We start from the raw sequence: 22,126 nt of genomic DNA, 5'->3' as shown, positions 1-22,126 counted from the left end.
AAAATCAGTTCGGATGGCCTATAGAAATATAGGCCATCATGACCGATACTTCTGATAAGTAAATAAAAAATCAAAGGATAGATAATTAGGTGCCTGTTACAGCGTCTGAAAAAGTTGAGCAGTGGACGATATCCGCATCACAGCGGGTAATTGTTGACCCACTGCTAGATTGTTTAGTGCTTCTGACTGAACATTTTGGTAATCCATGCTCAAGTGAATCACTTGCGGCAGGCTTGCCTTTGTCTGGAGCGGTATTAACACCCGACCTGCTTCCTCAAGCAGCATCTCGTGCAGGGTTAGCAGCAAAATTATCTCGTAAGGGTTTAAATGAGATCTCGCCGATACTGCTACCCTGTATTTTATTATTAAAAGACAAGAAAGCCTGTATTCTGCGGGAATTAGACCTCGAATCAGATAGAGCAATCATCCAACTGCCAGAAACGGGCGGTGAAGAAAAACTCACCATTGAGTCACTTGAAACTTTGTATGTCGGCTATTTGTTCTTAGTCAAACAAGAATATCGTGGCGACATGGGGTTTGATGTCTATTTGCACGATAATAAAACCCACTGGTTAGTCCAAACCTTAAAAGACTCCGCGCCCATTTATCGAGATGCGTTAATCGCCTCGGTGTTGGTCAACATATTTGCCTTAGTTTCTCCCCTGTTTATTATGAATGTGTACGACAAAGTCGTACCTAATTTAGCTTTTGACTCCCTTTGGGTATTAGCGATTGGCGCATCAATTGCCTATTTATTTGACCTTGTTATGCGGCAACTTAGAAGCTACCTAATTGATGTGGCTGGGAAAAAAGTTGATATCATTGTCTCGTCGAAGCTATTTGCCAAAGCAATTGGTATTCCATTGGAAAAACGTTCCCCAAGCATTGGTGGTATGGCAAAACAACTGGGAGAATTTGATAATATTCGGGAAATTTTAACTTCAGCAACGATAACAACACTTGTCGATCTTCCTTTCGCACTCTTTTTCCTTATCGTGATTTATATTGTTGCAGGTGATTTAGCCGTGATCCCTGTCGTGGGAGGCTTGATCATTATCGGCTTTACACTTTATACCCAACCTAAATTAAAAGCGGCGATTGAGGAAGGTAATAAGTTTTCCAGCTTAAAACATGGGCATTTGATAGAAAGTCTTTCGGCGTTAGAGTCCATAAAAGCCAACGGCGCAGAAGGTATTGTCCAAAAAAGTTGGCAACAAATGATCGGCCATAGCGCTAACTGGCAATTAAGATCCAAAAAACTGTCTAACTCAGTCTCAAATTTCGCTAACTTTATTGTGCAATTTTCCGTTGTCTGTGTGGTGATTTTAGGCGTTTATCGTGTGTCTGATAACGCTATATCTATGGGGGGGATCATCGCTGCGGTGATGTTATCGAGCAGAGCAATAGCGCCAATGGCACAACTTGCAGGACTGATGACGCGCGCCAACCACACAGCCAGTGCACTGCGTCAACTCAATGAGCTCATGGTGCAGGAAGATGAGTTTGAAAATAAAGGCCACTTGGTGAGTAAGCAGCGTTTAATCGGAAAAATTAATGCTGACCATGTTGGATTTAGTTATCCCGGCTCAGAAAAGCCAGTGCTTCACCCGCTCTCATTAACCATCAACCCAGGTGAAAGGATTGCAATTATCGGTCGTAATGGTTCAGGTAAAAGTACCTTAGCCAAACTTCTCGTTGGACTGTTCCAACCCACAACCGGTAGCCTACGTTACGATGGGGTCGATTCGGCACAAATTCATCCTAGCGATCTGCGCCGTAACTTTGGTTACTTACCGCAGGACGTCACCCTCTTCCACGGTACCATAAGAGATAACATTCTCTTTGGTACTCGCCAAGTGACAGAGCATCAACTTATCCGTGCAGTACAGCTTTCAGGTGTCAGTCAGTTCACCCATTTGGAGGCTGAAGGCCTAGATCAACAAGTCGGCGAAGGTGGCATGTCTCTTAGTCGTGGACAAAGACAAACCGTTGCCCTAGCTCGGGCGACTCTTAACGATCCGCCAGTATTGCTAATGGATGAGCCTACAGCCAGTTTAGATGCGAGAGCAGAACAACAGTTTATTCGCTCAATGCAAAATGTCAGCAAGGATCGAACCTTGCTATTAATCACTCATAAAATGCATTTATTACAATTAGTTGACCGTATTATTGTGCTTGAAAGGGGACATGTTGTTGCCGATGGTCCTAAAGCTGAAGTGTTAGAAAAACTCAATTTTGGCCTTGTAAATGGAGGCTCCAGACAATGAGTAAAAATCTAACGGCAAATGATTTAGACATGGTTGATGATGTTTACGGTGCCATGATGACCGATGCCCCAAGTGGACATAGGCTAATCATATGGGCATTAGCTGCCATGGTTGTGTGTTTTCTACTTTGGGCAGGTTTTGCCAAACTGGATAAGGTGACAACGGGTTCTGGGAAAGTTATCCCTTCTTCTCAAGTTCAAGTCATTCAAAGTCTTGACGGCGGTATCATGCAAGAACTCTTTGTGAGAGAGGGAGACATTGTCACTAAAGGGCAACCCCTTGTTAGGATTGATGATACCCGCTTTCGCTCCGATTTTGCCCAGCAAGAGCAAGAGGTCTTTGGCTTAAAAACCAATGCCATCCGTATGCGCGCAGAGTTAGATAGCATTCTTATCTCTGATATGACTTCTGACTGGCGTGAACAAGTTAAAATTACCAAAAAAGCTTTAGTATTTCCCGATAGTATTCATGAGGCAGAACCCGCCCTAGTGAAAAGACAACAGGAAGAATATAACGGTCGCTTAGATAATCTGAGCAACCAATTAGAAATTCTGGTTCGTCAGATACAACAAAGGCAACAAGAAATCGATGACCTTGCCTCAAAAACAACGACCTTAACAACCAGTATGCAGTTGATTTCTAGGGAGTTAGAGCTTACGAGGCCTCTGGCTAAAAAAGGGATTGTGCCCGAAGTTGAATTACTTAAACTCGAACGCGCAGTGAACGATGCCCAAGGGGAATTAAACTCATTGAGACTGCTTAGACCGAAACTGAAAGCAGCATTAGATGAAGCAATATTAAAGCGCCGTGAAGCGGTATTTGTTTACGCTGCAGATCTTCGTGCACAACTTAACGAAACACAAACCCGTTTATCCAGAATGAACGAAGCACAGGTGGGAGCCCAAGATAAGGTTAGCAAAGCGATTATAACTTCCCCAGTAAACGGCACCATTAAGACTGTGCATATCAACACCTTAGGAGGCGTGGTTCAACCCGGAGTTGATATAGTTGAAATCGTGCCATCTGAAGACCAGTTACTGATAGAAACCAAGATCTTACCTAAGGATATTGCGTTTTTACATACAGGCTTACCTGCAGTAGTTAAGGTGACTGCCTATGACTTTACCCGTTACGGTGGTCTTAAAGGTACAGTAGAGCATATTAGTGCCGATACATCACAGGACGAAGAAGGAAATAGCTTCTACCTTATAAAGGTAAGAACCGAAGAATCGAGTTTGATAAAAGACGATGGCACAGAGATGCCAATTATACCGGGGATGTTAACTAGCGTTGACGTTATCACCGGACAAAGATCCATTCTTGAGTACATTTTAAATCCAATTTTAAGGGCTAAGGACACAGCGCTCAGAGAGCGTTAAGCCTGTTATAAACCGGGAGGTTTGCAATGAAGACTTTAGTAAGACGACAATTTCAATGTTCAAAAATAGCGGTTCTGCTGTCAGCTATCTTGCTTCCACTATCGGCTCAAAGCCAAACGCTTGAGCAAGCGGTTGCGCACACGCTCGATACCAACCCTGATCTACGAGTGGCGTTTAACCGATTCAAAGCAAGAGAAGAGCAAGTAAATCAGGCAATTGCTGGTTATATGCCAACAGTCGATCTCACTGGTGGCTATGGCTACGAGCAGACGGATAGCGTATCAACCCGTCGACGCAAAAACGTCGGCGATGTTGATAGCAATGGCGTCGCGGAACTCAACCGCGGTGAGTTTGGTATTAGCCTAAAACAAATGCTTTTTGATGGTTTTTATACCAGCAGTGAAGTTGACCGTTATAGCTTTGAAGCCAGTGCAGACCAGTGGGCCTTACTTGCTGCTGCTGAAGATATGGCATTGGATGTCAGCAAAGTCTATCTCAACTACCTTCGTACTGATGAAGTGTTGAAGCTGGCTGAAAAAAATCTTAACAGCCATAAAGAAATTTATGATCAAATCAAGCAACGTACTGATTCAGGTCTAGGCTCAACAGCCGATCTATCACAAATATCAGGCCGTCTTGCAAGGGCAAATGCGAATGTGATTTCTGCTCGAAATAATTTGCTCGATGCTAAAGCGCAATTTATCCGAGTTGTGTCTGCCGACCCAGTTGACTTAATTCAACCCGTTCCAGATGCCGATATGTTACCAAAGGATTTAAACAGTAGCTTAGCTGACGCAGAGAAAAATCATCCTATCCTTAAATCTGCAGCAAACGATATTCGTGCTGCTGAAAATGAGCGTTCATCCGCCCAAGCCAACTATTACCCGCAAGTTTCGTTAGAGCTAAACGGTAGCTGGAACAATGATGTGGGTGGCGAAGATGGCGTAAGTGCATTAGCGAGCCAAAATGTAGGTGGTTATAGCAACGACATCGTCGCTATGGTGCGAGTAAGATATAACCTCTTCGCTGGCGGTAAAGATCTTGCTCGCGAAAAGGAATCTGCTTACAAACTGGGTGAAGCGAAAGAAATCCGTCAACGTGCACAAAGGGAAGTCGTTGAAGGGGTAAACCTTGCATGGAACGCCTACGAAATGTTAGCGCCTCAAAAGCAATACATTCGCGACCATGTCATCGCAGCCAAAGACACTCAGTCCGCCTATGCGCAACAATTCAATCTCGGCCAACGCAGCTTGCTCGACTTACTGGATACTGAGAATGAGTTATTCGAAGCTCGCAAGGACTACTTACAAGCTGAATATGATGAAATCATTGCGAAATACCGTGTACTAAATGCGACAGGCCGCTTACTCGACTCACTGAAAGTGACTCGTCCAGAAGCATGGCGTGGCGAACGTAACTACGAAGGAGGAGCTAACCAATGAAAACCACAATCCTTTTCCTTAGCGTGGCGCTTTTAGCAGGTTGTTCCATGCGTGATACTGTCAATATTGATGATATGACAACAACTCAAGCATACGATCTTTCCGATAAGGATGGTGATGGCGTTATCGAAGCCCGTGAGCGCTGTAATGATACAGCCAAAGGAGCGGGCACAGATAACTACGGTTGTGGTCAGATCAAATCAATCAATGAGCGTAAGGAAATCAATGTATTATTTCCCAATAACTCAGCATACATTGCACCTGAGTATTACCCGCAAATTGAAGAGATCGCAATATTCTTACGTCAATACCCCACAACGAAGGTGACCATTGAAGGACACACAAGTCGTACGGGTACAGATGAAAGAAACTCGGTATTATCACAGGAACGTGCTGATGCCGTTACCGCCGTTCTTGCCGAACGTTTTGGTATCGACAGAAGCCGACTCACCGCCATAGGATATGGCTCAAGTCGTCCAGTCGTTTTAGAACAGACACCTGAAGCAGAAATTCGTAATCGCCGAGTCGTCGCTGAAGTGACGGGTGATGACACCGCTACAGATATGAAGTGGACGATTTATTCCGTCGATGACACCAAATAAGGGCTAACAGAGTAGGTTATGAACGGCAGGCCAAAGGATATAAATGCATTTTTTCGCGCCTGCCGCTCAAGCCTAATTGCGTCTGCTTTGGGGATTAGTTGCCTGTATGCGGCACCTACCCAAACACTCGATGAAGCAAAAATCACCTCAACACTAGAAAAACGCTATGGTGAGCGAGCAGGAATGCGAGCAAGAGCTTGGTTTAAAGTATTAGCAGAGGCAAACACGGTTGACGAAAAAGAAAAGCTATTGAAAGTTAATAACTTTTTTAACTTATTTCGTTTCGTTGATGATATAAAATTATGGGGAGAATCAAACTATTGGGCCACTCCAATGGAGTTTATTGGAGTCAATGGTGGAGATTGTGAGGATTTTTCAATCGCCAAGTATTTTACACTGCTTCAATTAGGTGTGCCCGAGGATAAAATGCGGATCACCATGGTTAAAGCAACCAGTGTTAATCAGTATCATATGGTATTAGCTTACTATGATACCCCTTCCTCCATCCCTTTAGTGCTTGATAATCTTGATCATGTCATCAAACCCGCAACTCAGCGTAAAGATCTTATACCCGTATACAGCTTTAATGGTAAACAGTTATGGCTTAACAAAGAACAGGGACGAGGCGTTTTAGCTGGCTCGTCAACACGACTCGAAAAATGGAATGACCTAAACCATAGGTTAGGGGTTGATCGCTTAAGACAGCCCAAATTAAAACTGGAGTAGCACCCAAGATGACACTGTTTAGACAGATTTATTCGCTGCTTTTTAGCCTATTCTTGTTAGTAGTAGCAAGTCTTGGCTATGTGCAATTTACTGAGACTCAAAGCTTTTTGACCAAGCAAATGGAATCGGATCTAAACAATGCCAGTACCTCGCTTGGATTAATGCTAACTCCCGCGCTTGAGGCGGGTGATACTGCAGCCGCAGAAACCTTAGTCAACGTTATTTTTGAAGGCGGCTATTATAAAAATATTAAACTGACGTGGATGGTTGACGGTAAACAACAAGAATGGGCTAACCCGATTAAAATTGATGATGTACCTCAATGGTTTATCAATTTGAACCTATTTAAAACCATCAAAAAAGAAAGCACGATTACCTCAGGATGGTTACAGCTAGCTCAACTAGAAATCACTGCGCACCCAGGTTTTGGTTACCATGAATTATGGCGAATTATGTCAAATACCATTATCGCCTTTTCATTGCTGTTTTTAGTCGCAATTTTTACTGCAAGATTAGGATTAACTTGGATCCTAAAACCACTCCACGCTTTATCTGATCATGCTAAAAAGATTGCTGCGCGCCAGTTTGGCCCCGATATGCCATTGCCTAAGACCACAGAACTCAAAGATCTCGTTACCGCATTCAACAGTATGTCAGCTCAACTTAAACAACTCTTCCAATCGCTCGATGAAGAAGTTGGTACTTTACGTAAAAAGAATCTCACAGACCCCGCCTCTGGACTGCCTAACCGCCAATATGTGGTGAGCCGTCTCAATGGCTGGCTAAGCGAACCGAGTAGCGGTGCCCTATTTTTAGCTAAGCTAGACTGGCTCGAAGAAGTTCACAGTAAATATGGCTATCAGGTTCGCGATGAAACCATTCGCCTATTGGCCGAAAAACTAGTTCAGCAATTAAATGAGATCACACCTTCTGTGATTGCACGAATTGCCGCATTTGAGTTTGCCTTCCTTGTAACCGATGTAGAACATGATCAAATTAGCAAATATTTGCAAACGCTGATCCGCACAATCAATCAAGAAATATCAAAAGCAGGTTGTAAGCCCAATGAGAATTTTGCGATTGGGGTGGCTGAACGGATTGGCCAAATGAAGGTCTCCGATATTCTTGCCCAAGCAGACAACGCTCTGCAAAAAGCGCTCAAAGAGAATAAAACCTTCCATTGGTTCGAGACAACTGAACAACAACTTTTCACCCGAGAACAATGGCGTGACAACCTTAGCCACGCCATTAGCAACAAAAAGTTCAAGTTCCGTTGGCAACCTATCCAATTTTGTAATGGCGATGGCGTGAGCCAAAGAGAGCTCTATTGCCAACTCGAGCTGGGTGATAAGCTCGCTCATGCTGGCCAGTTTATGCCTTACATAGAGCTGCTGTCACTCGGCTCATTACTCGATAAATGCCTCATTGAGACTGTCTACGAGCAAAAACTGCTTGAGCGTCATTACGAGCCTTTAGCGATAAACTTAACGCATCAAAGTATTAGTGATACACAGTTCCACGACTGGCTTAATCACTTCCTGCGCACGGCTCAACAGGTTGAACGGATTTGCTTTGAGATCCCTGAAGCGGGGGTTTATAGCGACTTAGAATCCTGTACTCGCCTTTGCAATATTATTAGGGACAATGGTGCTAAATTTGGTATTGACCATTTTGGTAGACAATTTGGCTCCATGTCTTACCTCCAAGAGCTAAGACCGAGTTACGTTAAACTTGACCAATCTTTCTCTTACTATGACGAAGCATCACATAATAGCGAGCTCTGCCGTGCGATTATCAATGTAGCTAGAGGATTAGATATTCAGGTGATAGTGACAGGAATTCAAGAAAAGGCTCAGCTAGAGCGCTTCAATGAGCTAAAAACGGATGCCTATCAGGGCTTCATTGTCCCGCCAGAAAATATCGACTAAATCGAATACCATTGCATTAAGGCTCCTTCGGGAGCCTTAATTATTTGAGATGTTGCTAACGGCCTTGAATCCTCGCAGCACCATGTCATGCAATCACAACAAGCCAGCAAGATACGAATTGCAAAACAGTACCAAGAGACAAATACAAAAAAGCCTCAGTACTTCTTTCGAAATACTGAGGCTTCAGTGTAATTGGTCGGTGATAGAGGATTCGAACCTCTGACCCTCTGGTCCCAAACCAGATGCGCTACCGGACTGCGCTAATCACCGTAACTGTTAACTATTTGCTTGAAAATTCAAACGCGCTAGTTATGCGAAGAATGTGGTCGGTGATAGAGGATTCGAACCTCTGACCCTCTGGTCCCAAACCAGATGCGCTACCGGACTGCGCTAATCACCGAGATGTTAAATGAAATGGGGTGACTGATGGGGCTCGAACCCACGACAACCGGAATCACAATCCGGGACTCTACCAACTGAGCTACAATCACCACTGAATTTCACTTTACTGCTAACCTCAAGCTCACAACTCATTCGGAGAGATGGTGCGCCCAAAAGGATTCGAACCTTCGGCCTCACCCTCCGGAGGGGTGCGCTCTATCCAGCTGAGCTATGGGCGCTCGCCTTGGTTAGCGCCGCATATAGTATGGACAAATAGCCTTTGAGTCTATAGCTGTTTTGCACTTTTTTTACTGACTGCTCAAGTTTTGATACATTAGCATGCTTTTTCAGCGAAAACACAGTTAAAATATGACTTGGATGTTACGGTATTTCGTGCTAATTATAACGTTTGGCAACAATTAACGCAGAACTGATTAGTGAGTATCATGTTTAGGGATGAAGATGAAACTACCCAACCTCGAGCTCCTGAGCTTGAACGCTTAAAAAAAAGACTTAATCGCCTTAAATATTTGGCGCATAAGTACAAGCGGGCGGAAGTCGTTCAAAATGCGTTACTCGAATTATCCCATATTGCCACTCAGGTTCCTTCCCTCGAAGAATTCTATTTAGGGGTTCACCACCACCTAAAAAAGCTTATTTCTGCTGATAATTTTTTTATCGCTACTCTCGATATCAATACCAACACTATTTCGGTTCCCTTCTTTGCCGATGAAAAAGATGCCCATCCTGCCCAGCTTTATCCCGAGCAATCCCTATCAACGCTGTTGCAACAAGGATTAACTGGTTACGTTTTTCGCACAGGAAAAACCCTACTATGCGATGAATCCAAGGTTGAAGAGCTGGTCGAAGCAGAGGAAATCGTCAATTTAGGTTCTCCTTGCCACCTTTGGCTTGGAGTGCCCATCAAGCATGAAGGCATAGTCACTGCCGTACTGGTAGTACAAACCTATGATACTAATGTCAGTTATGGCGATATCGAGGTCGAGTTAATGACCTTTATTTGTCACCATATTGCTGGCGTGATGGAAAGACTTAAGCACCAAGAACAGCTAGAGCAAGCAATACAACAACGAACTAAAGAGCTTAGCCAAGCCTATGACAAGCTCAAGCAAGAAGTGTATGAAAGACGCAGAGCCGAGCGGCTGCAAAAATCCTTATTTGAAATAGCAGAACTAGCAAGCTCTAGTTCAGATAATCCTGAATTTTATGCACAGCTACATAATGTGATTCGGCACCTTATTCCTGCCAATAACTGTTACATCGCACTGCTAAATGAACAAGGTACCCACTTAACCTTCCCGTTTTACGTTTCCCAATTAGGTAACCAACACCCTGGGACTCGGCCATTACAGGATGGGCTTACGGAGTATGTGCTCAAACACAAACGTCCACTACTGCTAGACCAGAATGATATTCATGGTTTGATTGCCTCAAAAGAAATTTACGCTAAGGCCCCCGCACTTAATCACACTCAAACAATGCATCAATGGATAGGTATCCCACTGTTTATCCATGATGTAGTACGAGGTGCGCTAACCATTTATAGCTTTAGCATGACCCAAAACTACCAAACGAAAGACTTGGAGTTACTCACCTTTGTGTCACAACATATCGGTGCTGCTATCGAGAAAAAACTCGCTGCAGAGTCATTACGCCGCAGTTATGAAGAACTAGAGGAAAAGGTTGCAGCTCGTACAACTGCACTCGCTGAGCTCAACAAGGACCTAGAGAAAGAGATCCGTCAGCGCCGTAATATGGAAGCTAAACTCGTACATGATGCCAAACACGATGCGCTCACAGGATTGCCCAATCGTGCGATGTTTATGGAGCGTCTCAATCAGGCTATCAAACATGTTCGCCGCCATAGCCTAGAACAGTTTGCCCTGCTGTTTATCGACCTCGACCGCTTTAAGCAGATTAACGATACTATGGGACATTTGGAGGGCGATAGATTCTTAATTGAAACCGCCACTCGCTTACGCGGCTGCATCCGTAGCAACGATACCTTGGCAAGACTCGGTGGCGATGAGTTTGTTATCCTGCTCGATACCATCAACGGCATCAACGATGCCCGTGATGTGGCCGAACGAGTCATTCAAAAAGTCTCACAATCCTACAAATTAGGGACAATCGAGTTTCACTCAGGTGCCAGTATCGGCATAACCATTAGTGGTAATAAGCTGGATACTAGTGAGTCCATGCTGCGTAATGCCGACACCGCAATGTACCAAGCCAAGGCGAATGGCAAAGGTTGTTATGTCATTTTTGACGATAGCGCGTCACAGCAAAAAATCCAGGATATTGCCTTCGAGAATGATTTTAAACAGGCGCTGCAAGCAGAGGAGTTACAACTCAATCTTCTCCCAATTGTTGATTTACAGACTCTACAACCCCATGCTTTTGAGTGTCGATTAATTTGGGAGCATCCCGTATGGGGAAGTATTCCGCACGAAGTTTTAAGCCAATTAGCTGAGCAAGCTAACCTCATGGTTGAGTTGGATAAGTATGCAATTAACTTACTGAATAAGCATTATCACCAGCTGGTTGTGAGCCATGGAGATAACCTTGATTTACACCTTATGCTTTCCAGTCAACATCTTAAACACAAGCATGTACTTCGTGGTCTTAAAAATGCGCTCAAACAAACTCAGCTTCCTCTCCCGCAGCTATGGTTATTTTTTAATGAAAAAGCCTTAGTTCAAGAAACAGAGAACCACATAAGCGGCTTTGAATTATTAAATAAGCAGGGGGTTAACTTAGGGATTAGCCACTACGGAAGCGGCCACAGTGCGTTAAACAGTTTGTTATTCCTCCCTGTAAAAGGCTTAAAGCTTGATGCGAATATCACGAAACAACTGCAAGATGAACAACACATAAAGCTGATGTCTGCCTATCAGAAGGCGGCCTCAACCTTAAACTTACAAACCTTTGTCGACGGACTTCAGCACCCTGAGCAAATCAATATATTCAATGCACTAGGTTATCGCTTCGGCCAGGGTAGTGCCATAGCCCACCCTTTTACCTTAGTGGAAACCCTGCATCAGGTTTGCGCCTAAAACTGCAATTACATGATTAATTAAGACTTCTTAAACATATCTCTTAAATTCGAGATATGGCTGCGCCCGGTCTGCATTCGCTCTTGCTCTGTTTGCTGTGGCTTACGGTTTTCCCAAATAAGGTCATCCTGCGGTAACTCATGCAGAAAGCGGCTCGGCTCGCAGCGCATAGTTTCACCAAACTGGCGACGCTCACGGCAGAGGGTGAACCATAGCTCACGTTGTGCCCGCGTTATCCCCACATAGGCAAGACGACGTTCTTCATCAACATTATCTTCATCTATGCTGGTTTGATGCGGCAGAATGCGCTCCTCAACCCCCACCATAAACACGAAGGGGAATTCCAGCCCTTTAGAGGCATGCAGCGTCATTAATTGCACCTGATCGCCGCCTTCATCTTCGCTGTTACGCTCCATCATATCTCTAAGCGTTAGGCGGTTAACCACTTCGGGCAAGGTCATAGGTTCATCTAATTCATCCCCAGAGAGCATTTCCGTCACCCAGCGATACAGTTCGGAGATGTTTTTCATCCGCATTTCGGCGGCCTTAGCACTGGTACTGGTCTCGTATAAATAGTCTTCGTAATTAATCTTACGAATTAATTGCTTTACGGCTTCAACCGGTTCGCCCCGCTCGGCGTGCTCGCCCGTATCGACAATAAAGCGGCCAAATTGATACAAGGCTGACATGGCATTAGGCGGCAGATGATGATTCAGCTCAGGATCAAAAATCGCCTCGAACATGGAGATATGTTTCTCGTTGGCAAAGTTACCCAAACGCTCCAAGGTGGATGGACCAATACCCCGTTTAGGTAAGTTAACCACCCGCAAAAAGGCGTTATCATCGTCAGGATTTACCACCAGTTTAAGGTAGCCCATGATGTCTTTAATCTCGGCACGGGCGAAAAACGAAGTGCCGCCGCTTAGCTTGTAAGGGATACGGTTCGTCATCAACGCCCGCTCAAGTAGGCGAGACTGGTGGTTACCGCGATACAGAATTGCGTAATCACCAAATTGGGTACGGCCGACAAATTTGTGGCGAATGATTTCGGCGACCACGCGCTCGGCTTCTTGTTCCTCATTGGCAGCAAACAGCACCCGCATCGGCTCGCCGTAGGCTAATTCACTAAATAGTGACTTATCATACACATGGGGATTGTTGGCGATAAGGATGTTAGCCGCCCGCAAAATGCGTTGGCTAGAACGATAATTTTGCTCAAGTTTAATCAACTTAAGCTTTGGGAAGTCTTTGCCCAACAGCACTAAGTTCTGCGGCTTAGCACCACGCCACGAATAGATGGACTGGTCATCGTCCCCCACCACGGTAAAGCGCGCGCGCTCGCCCACCAATAGCTTGACCATTTCATATTGGGAGGTGTTGGTATCCTGATATTCGTCCACCAGCAGGTATTGGATCTTGGTTTGCCAGCGTGTACGCACTTCCTCGTGATGCCTTAGCAATAAGGTCGGCAGCAGAATTAAGTCATCAAAATCCAAAGCGTTGTAGGCTTTCATATGCTGGGCATAACGCTGATACAACAGGGCAAACAACTGCTGCTGTTCATCCTTTGCCAGCTTGCGCGCTTGGTCGGGAATAATCAGCCCGCCCTTCCAATTGGAGATGCTGCTTGCCAAGGCTTTGAGTAAATCTTTATCTTCCTGTAATTCTTTTTGGGTCAGCTCTTTAAGCAGCGCAAGCGTATCTTGGTCATCGAATAACGAGAAACCGGGCTTTAATCCCAGCACTTTATGCTCACGCTTTACAATCTCAAGCCCTAAGGTATGGAAGGTCGAAATCCATAAACCTCTGGCCTCTTTACGTCCCATAGACTGTGCGACCCGCTCCTTCATCTCGCGCGCCGCTTTGTTGGTAAACGTCACTGCGGCGATATTGCGGGCATTGTAGCCACACTTTTGCACTAGATAGGCAATCTTGTTGATAATCACCCGCGTTTTGCCACTGCCCGCGCCCGCTAATACTAAGCAAGGCCCAGAAACATAATGAACGGCATCATTTTGGGCAGGATTGAGTTTCATCGTCGCGCAATATCCAAACAAGTCTTCAGAAGGGGGATCGGATCATAGCAGAAGCGAAGGTTTTAAGGCCAACAAATCCCCAGATATCAATTGAGCAAACAATAGAAATGACTCGTCTCTTCAAATGAATAAGCATTTGAATATGACATCCTAAAAACCAGTCAAATATGCTGCAATCAGTGTGCAGGCAAGCTTATTACAAAATAACTTTCTTAAATCACACTTTTGCCATTTTTTGAGCTAATTTGTTGCTAAGGTTGATAATGCGCAGTAGAATTTCGCATGAATGAACGTTCATTCACAGATGTCGATATCGGAAAGCAGAATGGATAATAAACGCGACTTAATACTCCGCTCCGCCGAAAAAATTATTGCGACAGAGGGATTACATAATCTTTCAATGCAAAAACTAGCAGTAGATGCAGGCGTTGCCGCAGGTACGATCTACCGCTACTTCAAAGATAAAGAAGATTTGATCATTGAACTGCGTAAAGACGTATTACAACAAATTGCCAGCAAGTTGCTTGAAAACATTAATGAAGGCAGCTTTGACGAAAAATTTCGCCGCCTATGGTTCAAGATTGTTGAACTGGGTCGTGAACAATCCCATGCAAATTTGAGTTTTGCTCAGTATTCCCACCTCCCAGGGGTAGATGCACCTGAGCACCAAGCATTTGAAAGAGAAATATTTCAACCGCTACACCAATTATTTGAGCAGGCAAAAAACCAAGGAATGATTCAAAAGCTTGATAATACCTTGTTGTTTTCTATCGCCTTTGAGCCGGCTATCGCTATAGGCAAACGCCTACGGCGAGGCCATTTGGAATGTACAGAAAATGAAATCCGGCGGGCATGTGAATTATGCCTAAAGGCCATTTCAATCAATCTTCAATTTTAACTCTAGGAATCTTTAGCACCATGAAAAAATGGACTCTAAGTATGCTAGCGATCGCTGTACTTGCCTTTGGCTCAGTGATCGGCTTTAACCTGATGGTAAAAAATAAAATCGCCGAGGCGATCGCCAATATGCCAGAGGCTGAGTTTCCTGTAACAGCCATGACATTAGATATGCAAAAGTGGCAACCCACAATTGATGCGATTGGCTTTGTTGAGCCGCATCAAGGGGTGACCATCTCCAACGAATTAGCAGGACGCGTCACCAGCATTAATTTTGAAAACGGTAGCCGAGTGGAAAAAGGCCAACTACTGGCCGAACTCGATGCCAAAGTGGAAAGAGCCAACCTTAAAAGCAAAATGGTACAACTGCCCGCCGCTGAGGCCGACTTCAAACGCCTTTCAAAACTCTATGCGCAAAAGTCAGTCTCTAAACAGGATTTAGACAATAGTGAATCTAAATACCTGGCCTTACAGGCGGATATTGAAAGTTTAAAAGCCACTATCGAGCGCCGTGAAATCAGTGCGCCTTTCAGTGGTTTAGTGGGTATTCGTAACATTAACTTAGGTGAATATCTTCAGCCTGGTACCGATATTGTGCGTCTCGAAGATATCAGCACAATGAAAATCCGCTTCACTATTCCGCAAACCCAATTACCTCGTATTGCCGTAGGTCAAAAAATCCATGTGTTTGTGGACTCTTATCCTGAGCAACCCTTCGAAGGTGAAATTGCCGCGATTGAACCCGCCGTGTTTTACCAAAGCGGTTTGATCCAAGTGCAAGCACGCATTCCTAACGATAACGCCAAACTGCGTAGCGGGATGTTTGCCCGAGTATCCATCCTATTGCCAGAACTGAACGATCAGTTTGTACTGCCACAAACCGCCATCAACTTTACCCTTTATGGTAACTCTATTTACCTCATCAAAGAGGTCGAAGAAAACGGTAAAAAGCTGGCTAGAGTCGAGCAAATCAACCTGACGGTATTAGAGCGTAACGGCAATAACGCGCTGGTGAGTGGAGCGTTAAAAGCGGGAGATCGCATTGTCACCTCAGGGCAAATTCGCCTCAGTAACAACAGTAAAGTGACAGTGGTTGAAGACCAAGCCCTGACCCACTCCGACACTATGCCAAAGCTGTAATAGGAGCAAGATAATGCGCTTTACAGATATCTTTATTAGGCGACCCGTACTCGCCGCCTCAATCAGCTTTCTCTTGCTGCTGTTAGGCTTTAATGCCCTCAATAGCATGCAAGTGCGTGAATATCCGAAGATGACGAATACCGTAGTCACGGTATCGACCAGTTATTACGGCGCGGATGCAAATCTAATCCAAGGTTTTATTACTCAACCGTTAGAGCAAGCGTTAGCGCAGGCCGATAACGTTGACTTTATGACCTCAGAGAGCTTCCTCGGTACCTCGAAAATTTCGGTGTATATGAAGCTCAATACCGATCCGAATGGCGCCTTGGCCGATATTCTCGCCAAGGTGAACTCAGTAAGATCGCAACTGCCCAAAGAGGCTGAAGATCCCAGTGTTGAAATGTCCACTGGCTCGCAAACCTCTGTGCTGTATGTTTCATTTTTTAGTGACCAGATTAACTCAAGCCAGCTAACGGATTACCTTGAGCGCGTCGTCAAACCTCAGCTCTTTACCATTGACGGCGTTGCTAAGGTGAATTTATACGGCGGTATTAAATACGCCATGCGTATTTGGCTCGATCCGGCCAGAATGGGGGCGTTTAACCTCTCCTCCAGCGATGTAATGCAAGTATTGCAGGCGAACAACTATCAGTCAGCGGTGGGTCAAACCAACAGTGTGTACACCCTTTTTAACGGTACCGCAGACACTCAAGTTGCCACCATCGAAGAGTTAAAACGCTTAGTGATCGGCAGTAAAGACGGTTTAGTCGTCCGTCTCGGTGATATTGCCGATGTTAGCCTCGAAAAGAGCCATGATATCTACCGCGCCTTAGCCAATGGCAAAGAAGCCGTGGTCATCGGCCTTGATGTCACGCCAACGGCTAACCCGCTTACCGTTGCGGCTGATACCCGCGCCCTGTTACCTGAAATTGAGCGTAACTTACCGCCATCCATTGAATCGAGCATTCTGTACGACTCCTCACTCGCAATTGATGAATCGATTAAAGAAGTGGTTAAAACCATTGGTGAAGCCGCGATTATTGTTATCGTGGTAATCACTCTCTTCTTAGGTTCGCTTCGCGCCGTGGTGATCCCGATTGTGACCATTCCGCTCTCGCTGATTGGGGTTGCCATCATCATGCAGATGTTTGGTTTTACGCTCAATCTCATGACCCTACTGGCCATGGTGCTCGCCATTGGTTTGGTGGTTGACGATGCGATTGTGGTGGTCGAAAACGTCGACAGACATATCAAGCTGGGTGAATCGCCCTTTAGAGCCGCGATTATCGGTACCCGCGAAATCGCGGTGCCAGTGATCTCCATGACCATTACCCTCGCCGCGGTTTATGCGCCGATTGCCTTAATGGGCGGGATCACCGGCTCATTATTTAAGGAGTTTGCCCTTACACTCGCAGGTTCTGTGTTTATCTCGGGCATAGTGGCACTGACACTGTCACCCATGATGTGTGCCAAAATACTCAAACCCCATACCGCACCTAATCGGTTCGAAATGGGAGTCGAAAACTTCCTCACGGGGCTGACTCGCCGTTACAGCAACATGCTAGATGCGGTGATGTTACATCGCCCTGTCATCGTCGCCTTTGCGATTATCGTGTTCGCTTCACTGCCAGTACTGTTTAAGTTTATCCCATCAGAACTGGCGCCCAACGAAGATAAAGGCGTGGTAATGATGATGGGCACGGCACCTTCGACTGCCAACTTGGACTACATCCAAGCCAATATGGGCTTAGTCACTGATATGATTAAGGCACAGCCTGAATCAGCCGCGTCACTCGCCTTTGTCGGCGTACCAAGTTCCAGCCAAGCCTTCGGGATCGCGCCATTAGTGCCTTGGAGTGAGCGGGATAAGAGCCAAAAACAAATGCAGGAGTTTTTTGCTAAAGAAGTGAAGCACATTCCTGGAATGGCGATTACAACGTTCCAAATGCCTGAGCTGCCTGGGGCGTCGAGTGGTTTACCGATTCAGTTTGTGATTACCACATCAAACTCCTTCGCTAGCCTCTTTCAAATCGGTACAGGCGTACTGGAAAAGGTGCAAAAGAGTCCCTTGTTTGTGTACTCAGAAATCAACCTGAAATTCGATTCAGGCACCATGAAACTGCATATCAAGCGTGACTTAGCCGGGACCTACGGCGTGACCATGCAAGATATCGGGATCACACTCGCCACCATGATGAGTGATGGCTATGTGAATCGCATTAACTTGGATGGTCGCTCCTACGAAGTGATCCCACAGGTAGAGCGTAAACTGCGTGCGAACCCAGAATCGCTGGCTAATTACTATGTCAAAGCCGCCGATGGTAAATCCATTCCGCTATCCAGCTTGGTTGATATTGAAATGGTGGCCGAGCCTCGCTCACTGCCGCACTTTAACCAAATGAATGCCTTGACTGTGGGTGGTGTAGCCGCGCCAGGCGTAGCCATTGGTGATGCCATCAGCTTTTTGCAAAATATTGGCGATAACGAGTTACCTAAGGGTTATAGCTACGACTTCCTCGGTGAAGCGCGCCAGTTTGTCACTGAAGGTTCAGCACTTTATGCCACTTTCTTGCTGGCAATTGCGATTATTTTCTTAGTACTCGCCAGCCAATTTGAAAGCCTTAAAGATCCCTTAGTCATCTTGGTATCTGTACCGTTGGCGATTAGCGGCGCCTTGATTGTACTCGGGTGGACCCATGTGTTTGGCTTAGCCAAAATTAATATCTACACCCAGGTAGGATTAATTACCTTAGTGGGTCTTATCACTAAACACGGGATCTTGATGTGCGAAGTGGCCAAAGAGGAACAACTCCACCGTGGGCTATCTAAACTTGAGGCGATTAAACTGGCGGCAACCATCCGCTTACGCCCGATTTTAATGACCACAGCAGCGATGATTGCGGGTCTATTGCCGCTATTATTTGCTTCCGGCGCAGGTGCGGTAGCACGCTTTAATATCGGTATTGTGATTGTCGCAGGTTTATCGATTGGGACGATTTTCACCCTGTTTGTATTACCGGTGATTTATACCTATCTTGCTGAAAAACATGAGCCTTTGCCAGTGTTTGACGAAGATACTGACGGGCTAGCCCACAACAGCTAACCGCATCCAAGTAAAACCTACGTCCCTTAAGACGTAGGTTTTGCAAGGCGGTTTTCTTTTGAAAGCCAACGTACTAGGTTACAATCCCCCCATTCAGTAAAGAGGCGGACAAGAAGATGATCAATCCAAAGAAAATCGAAGAAATGGCGAAGCAACTGAGCGATAGCCTGCCCAGCGGTCTTAAGCAATTTGCCGGCGAATTTGAAGAGCGCAGCAAGCAAGTGCTGCAAAATCAATTGCTCAAGTTGGATATGGTGTCCCGTGAGGAGTTTGAAGTACAACAGCATGTATTACTGAAAACCCGCGAGAAATTAGAAGCCCTGCAAGCACAAGTGAATGAGCTTGAGAAAAAGCTAAACGCCGCAGACTAACTTATAATGCGTGTTTGAAAGAGCACAGTTAGCGATGGCGCAGCTGTGCTTTTTTGTTTTTAACACTTCAAACATTGAGTCACTTAAGGAAATAATGCAACAACTCGCCAGCTACATCCTTGCTATTCAAGGCTATCCTAGCCCAGTTTCAGTGGTGAGCCACACCCAAGAGCAGCAAAGTTATCGAGACGATAATGCTGAAATGTGTGAATCTTTGACCTTATATCACTTCGATAACGGGGTTGTGGTCAGTCTGTTAAGCGAGCAAGATAAACAAGCTGATGAGCCAAACGCGATTTGTGAGGATTATTGGTTGAGTTATCGAGTCGTCACCGCCAATATCGCGATTTCGCCGCAGCAAAAGTCCTTTAGCAATCTCTGCCAACAAGGCTTTTGGCTTAAGATGCAGCAAGGGCTTAACGAGTAAGAATAGCCGTCGGCGCTTAGACCTAGCGCCAGCGTTCGAATCGTCAGGGAAGAAAGCCATGGATATCGCAAGCACCACTTTTAATCAGGACTATCTGCTTTGGGGATTATTGCTCCTTGGCGGCCTGCCACTGCTCAGTTATCCCTTTGTTGTCCTCGCCAGCCTGATGGGACTTGCCAGCCGAACCACGATTAACGTGCACTGGTTTTACCGGCTGATGAATAAGAGTTTTCTGTGGGGAACCCTTGCCTATCCCTTAGTGTACATTCCCTGCTACTGGCTCGCGCGGGCGGAGAACAGTTCATTATCCTTAGGCTATGCCACCCTGCCGCTACTCTTTTTGGCCTTGCTGTACCTGTGTTTTCGCTGGATGGATGTACCATCTAAAGACCAGCGCCCAGATAACGACAAAGATCCCGATTAGATCTTCTGCTGCCGTGCGTATAGTTGTTTAAATTCCTTATGGTTAGCCTTCACCAGTTTCCAGCGGCTGCAACCATTAAAACGCGCATACTCAGTAACTGCCGCCTCAAATGCCGCACAGAAGTCATCATCCATGCCGCTAAATCCCTCTTCTAAGGTCAGCTGTTGTAATAACAGTAAACCGCTTTGCCGCTCGGCTTTCACATCCACTCGACCAACAAAGCAGTCACGCCACAAAATCGCGAGGGAGTAATAGCCATATTGGCGTTTTTCGGCGGGCACATAGACTTCAATTTGATAATCAAAATCAAACCATTGCTTTAATCGCTGCCGCTGAATTAATAGATTATCGAAGGGATTGAGTAACCAGACTCGGTTGGGCATTGCAGCGGTTAACTGCAACTCGGGGCGATAAAAATACCATTGCCCTTCAGCCTTAAAGCTTGCCAACTCACCTTGAGACTGCATAGCGGCTAATTGCTCATTCACATTAGCTTTTATGCCTTTGCGCAGATAAGCGATTTGCGCTGCCGAGCCAAAGGCATGGGCATCGAGATAACGCTTAATTAAGTACCGAGCAAACTCGATCTCACTCGGCGCTTGGGTATCGATATGACTTGGGAGCACGCGCTCAGTCAAATCATAGCATTTTTGAAATTTATCCCTGCGCACCACCATTAACTCGCCGCGCATAAACAGTTGTTCCAGCGCCTTTTTAGCGGGTTTCCAGTCCCACCAGGCACCGTTTTTGCCTTCAGTATGCTCAAAGTCACTGGCTTTAAGTGGCCCTTCGGCGCGAATGCGGGCGCGCACTTCCTGCATCGCGTTATCGTCTGGCTCAAACCAATGTTTGCCGCCATTTTGCAGCTGTTGTTTACGTTGCAAACTAAAACAGTAGTCGGCAATGGGTAAATATGCCGCCGCATGGGACCAATATTCAAAAATATCGCCCTGTGCCAGCGCAGTATCTAACATCTGCGGTTGATACTGTGGTATCCGGCTATGCAACACATGGTGGTGCGCCCGCTCGACCACATTAATCGAATCGATTTGCACATACCCGAGACGGCTAATCAGCTCACAGACCGAAGTCTGCGGTTGTAATAAGCCCTGCTGTTGCATATTCAATTGCAACCACTCACGGGGTGAAAAAGGACTCGACATAAATTCTCCCAAAATGCTCAAAAACAATTGCGCCCTAAGATTGATGCCATGACTGACAGATGATCAAAAGGATAATCCTCTTACTTTTGTCGGATATTTCGTAAACTTAGCGTGAATTTGTCAGCTCGCGTACAACTTGAGTTAACATATGGCATTTCCTCGCTTAGGGCTATCGCTTACCTCGAGTCAAACAACTCCCTCTTACAAAGGTTAGCCCCTCATTAAGGATTGATGAATGAATATCTATTACCGCGAAGCCAAACTCTGCGGCCGTAAAACTGGCAATGGTACTAAACTGCCATTTTTAATGAATATGCTGTACTCACTCGGTGAAAAGAATGGCGAGTTGCAACCTTTCAGCATCGATGATATTAAGGCAGTCCTGTTTAACCAACATCAATCGATTGGCTGCTCTATCAAAGCGCCTTTACCCATAGTCTCTTGGCGCAGTGAAGCCATTTGGTACGAGCTATTCAAAGGTGAAGCGCCCGTGTATCTGCCCCAATGCATCACCTTTAGCAATGGCGCAATCGACTATGCGATTGTCGTGATTGGCGATGAGTATGAGCTACGTATTTGGCCGGACTGCAATAATCGTGAGCGTGAAAAACACCAATGGTTTTCACACCATGCCGCCGTCTACTCCGAAGAAATCGATGTCTTTAAAGAATGTCTTGAGACGCTACTCAAACATATCCGCAAGGAAGATGACTTTGAGGCTAAACACCCGAAATTTGGCAAACAACGCACCAGTTCAAAATAG

The 22,126-nt window shown here is 45.6% G+C and carries 16 protein-coding genes and 4 tRNA genes; 14 read left to right on the top strand and 6 right to left on the bottom strand.

The window, feature by feature from the left end; genetic code table 11:
- The first annotated feature begins 89 nt into the window (after positions 1-89).
- From JM642_RS02085 to JM642_RS02060, 6 genes are read left to right on the top strand one after another with little or no spacing between them, the layout of a single operon-like run.
- Positions 90-2,267: a type I secretion system permease/ATPase gene (locus JM642_RS02085; RefSeq protein WP_037431422.1), complete on the top strand. Its 2,178-nt coding sequence runs from the start codon at positions 90-92 to the stop codon at positions 2,265-2,267.
- Positions 2,264-3,646, top strand: a complete 1,383-nt coding sequence (locus tag JM642_RS02080) for an HlyD family type I secretion periplasmic adaptor subunit (protein WP_037423406.1) — start codon at positions 2,264-2,266, stop codon at positions 3,644-3,646. The genes JM642_RS02085 and JM642_RS02080 overlap by 4 nt, the downstream gene beginning before the upstream one ends.
- A 26-nt stretch (positions 3,647-3,672) precedes the next feature.
- Positions 3,673-5,088: a type I protein secretion system protein AggA gene (gene aggA, locus JM642_RS02075; protein WP_203432595.1), complete on the top strand. Its 1,416-nt coding sequence runs from the start codon at positions 3,673-3,675 to the stop codon at positions 5,086-5,088.
- Complete coding sequence (locus JM642_RS02070; RefSeq protein ID WP_203432594.1) at positions 5,085-5,690, top strand: OmpA family protein; 606 nt, start codon at positions 5,085-5,087, stop codon at positions 5,688-5,690. The genes aggA and JM642_RS02070 overlap by 4 nt, the downstream gene beginning before the upstream one ends.
- Positions 5,691-5,708: 18 nt before the next feature.
- Positions 5,709-6,416 (top strand): transglutaminase-like cysteine peptidase, encoded by a 708-nt coding sequence (locus tag JM642_RS02065; protein WP_037423398.1) that lies wholly within the window; start codon positions 5,709-5,711, stop codon positions 6,414-6,416.
- An 8-nt stretch (positions 6,417-6,424) separates the two neighbouring features.
- Entirely contained in the window at positions 6,425-8,344 is a 1,920-nt protein-coding gene (locus JM642_RS02060; protein WP_037423395.1) for an EAL domain-containing protein, read from the top strand.
- Between the two features lie 193 nt (positions 8,345-8,537).
- On the opposite strand, the gene JM642_RS02055 is transcribed toward JM642_RS02060, so the two are convergent.
- The 4 genes from JM642_RS02055 to JM642_RS02040 all read right to left on the bottom strand — a co-directional run bounded on the left by JM642_RS02055 (position 8,538) and on the right by JM642_RS02040 (position 8,964).
- Positions 8,538-8,614 (bottom strand) — tRNA-Pro (locus JM642_RS02055).
- A 53-nt stretch (positions 8,615-8,667) separates the two neighbouring features.
- Positions 8,668-8,744, bottom strand: a tRNA-Pro gene (locus JM642_RS02050).
- Positions 8,745-8,759: 15 nt separating this feature from the next.
- Positions 8,760-8,835, bottom strand: a tRNA-His gene (locus JM642_RS02045).
- A gap of 52 nt (positions 8,836-8,887) precedes the next feature.
- A tRNA-Arg gene (locus tag JM642_RS02040) sits at positions 8,888-8,964 on the bottom strand.
- 207 nt (positions 8,965-9,171) lie between these two features.
- Between JM642_RS02040 and JM642_RS02035 the strand changes: the two genes are divergently transcribed.
- Entirely contained in the window at positions 9,172-11,802 is a 2,631-nt protein-coding gene (locus JM642_RS02035; RefSeq protein ID WP_203432593.1) for a diguanylate cyclase, read from the top strand.
- 20 nt (positions 11,803-11,822) lie between these two features.
- On the opposite strand, the gene rep is transcribed toward JM642_RS02035, so the two are convergent.
- Positions 11,823-13,838, bottom strand: a complete 2,016-nt coding sequence (gene rep, locus JM642_RS02030; protein WP_037423389.1) for a DNA helicase Rep — start codon at positions 13,836-13,838, stop codon at positions 11,823-11,825.
- 325 nt (positions 13,839-14,163) lie between these two features.
- Between rep and JM642_RS02025 the strand changes: the two genes are divergently transcribed.
- From JM642_RS02025 to JM642_RS02000, 6 genes are all read left to right on the top strand, one after another.
- Positions 14,164-14,736, top strand: a complete 573-nt coding sequence (locus JM642_RS02025) for a TetR/AcrR family transcriptional regulator (RefSeq protein ID WP_203432592.1) — start codon at positions 14,164-14,166, stop codon at positions 14,734-14,736.
- Between the two features lie 20 nt (positions 14,737-14,756).
- Positions 14,757-15,875, top strand: coding sequence for an efflux RND transporter periplasmic adaptor subunit (locus tag JM642_RS02020; RefSeq protein ID WP_037423385.1), 1,119 nt, complete (start codon positions 14,757-14,759; stop codon positions 15,873-15,875).
- A gap of 13 nt (positions 15,876-15,888) precedes the next feature.
- Positions 15,889-18,978, top strand: coding sequence for a multidrug efflux RND transporter permease subunit (locus JM642_RS02015; RefSeq protein WP_203432591.1), 3,090 nt, complete (start codon positions 15,889-15,891; stop codon positions 18,976-18,978).
- 116 nt (positions 18,979-19,094) lie between these two features.
- Complete coding sequence (locus tag JM642_RS02010) at positions 19,095-19,349, top strand: accessory factor UbiK family protein (RefSeq protein ID WP_023266071.1); 255 nt, start codon at positions 19,095-19,097, stop codon at positions 19,347-19,349.
- A 94-nt stretch (positions 19,350-19,443) separates the two neighbouring features.
- Positions 19,444-19,776, top strand: coding sequence for a hypothetical protein (locus tag JM642_RS02005; protein ID WP_069454098.1), 333 nt, complete (start codon positions 19,444-19,446; stop codon positions 19,774-19,776).
- Positions 19,777-19,834: 58 nt separating this feature from the next.
- Entirely contained in the window at positions 19,835-20,200 is a 366-nt protein-coding gene (locus JM642_RS02000; RefSeq protein WP_203432590.1) for a hypothetical protein, read from the top strand.
- On the opposite strand, the gene JM642_RS01995 is transcribed toward JM642_RS02000, so the two are convergent.
- Positions 20,197-21,363, bottom strand: coding sequence for a crosslink repair DNA glycosylase YcaQ family protein (locus JM642_RS01995; protein ID WP_203432589.1), 1,167 nt, complete (start codon positions 21,361-21,363; stop codon positions 20,197-20,199). The two genes, JM642_RS02000 and JM642_RS01995, sit on opposite strands and share 4 nt — an antisense overlap.
- A gap of 235 nt (positions 21,364-21,598) precedes the next feature.
- Between JM642_RS01995 and JM642_RS01990 the strand changes: the two genes are divergently transcribed.
- Complete coding sequence (locus JM642_RS01990; RefSeq protein WP_037423373.1) at positions 21,599-22,126, top strand: hypothetical protein; 528 nt, start codon at positions 21,599-21,601, stop codon at positions 22,124-22,126.

The sequence above is a fragment of the Shewanella sp. LZH-2 genome, assembly GCF_016859145.1.
Taxonomy (GTDB): Bacteria; Pseudomonadota; Gammaproteobacteria; order Enterobacterales; family Shewanellaceae; genus Shewanella; species Shewanella xiamenensis.
The sequence above is the reverse complement of the archived record's forward strand: the minus strand, read 5'-3'. Positions and strand labels throughout refer to the sequence as shown.

Bases quoted from the DNA above. Each gene is read 5' to 3' on its own strand.
- aggA (WP_203432595.1), top strand. From the start codon at position 3,673: ATGAAGACTTTAGTAAGACGACAATTTCAATGTTCAAAAATAGCGGTT.
- JM642_RS01990 (WP_037423373.1), top strand. From the start codon at position 21,599: ATGAATATCTATTACCGCGAAGCCAAACTCTGCGGCCGTAAAACTGGC.
- JM642_RS02080 (WP_037423406.1), top strand. From the start codon at position 2,264: ATGAGTAAAAATCTAACGGCAAATGATTTAGACATGGTTGATGATGTT.
- JM642_RS02020 (WP_037423385.1), top strand. From the start codon at position 14,757: ATGAAAAAATGGACTCTAAGTATGCTAGCGATCGCTGTACTTGCCTTT.
- JM642_RS02060 (WP_037423395.1), top strand. From the start codon at position 6,425: ATGACACTGTTTAGACAGATTTATTCGCTGCTTTTTAGCCTATTCTTG.
- JM642_RS02010 (WP_023266071.1), top strand. From the start codon at position 19,095: ATGATCAATCCAAAGAAAATCGAAGAAATGGCGAAGCAACTGAGCGAT.
- JM642_RS02065 (WP_037423398.1), top strand. From the start codon at position 5,709: ATGAACGGCAGGCCAAAGGATATAAATGCATTTTTTCGCGCCTGCCGC.
- JM642_RS02000 (WP_203432590.1), top strand. From the start codon at position 19,835: ATGGATATCGCAAGCACCACTTTTAATCAGGACTATCTGCTTTGGGGA.
- JM642_RS02070 (WP_203432594.1), top strand. From the start codon at position 5,085: ATGAAAACCACAATCCTTTTCCTTAGCGTGGCGCTTTTAGCAGGTTGT.
- JM642_RS02035 (WP_203432593.1), top strand. From the start codon at position 9,172: ATGTTTAGGGATGAAGATGAAACTACCCAACCTCGAGCTCCTGAGCTT.
- JM642_RS02025 (WP_203432592.1), top strand. From the start codon at position 14,164: ATGGATAATAAACGCGACTTAATACTCCGCTCCGCCGAAAAAATTATT.
- JM642_RS02015 (WP_203432591.1), top strand. From the start codon at position 15,889: ATGCGCTTTACAGATATCTTTATTAGGCGACCCGTACTCGCCGCCTCA.
- rep (WP_037423389.1), bottom strand. From the start codon at position 13,838: ATGAAACTCAATCCTGCCCAAAATGATGCCGTTCATTATGTTTCTGGG.
- JM642_RS02005 (WP_069454098.1), top strand. From the start codon at position 19,444: ATGCAACAACTCGCCAGCTACATCCTTGCTATTCAAGGCTATCCTAGC.
- JM642_RS01995 (WP_203432589.1), bottom strand. From the start codon at position 21,363: ATGTCGAGTCCTTTTTCACCCCGTGAGTGGTTGCAATTGAATATGCAA.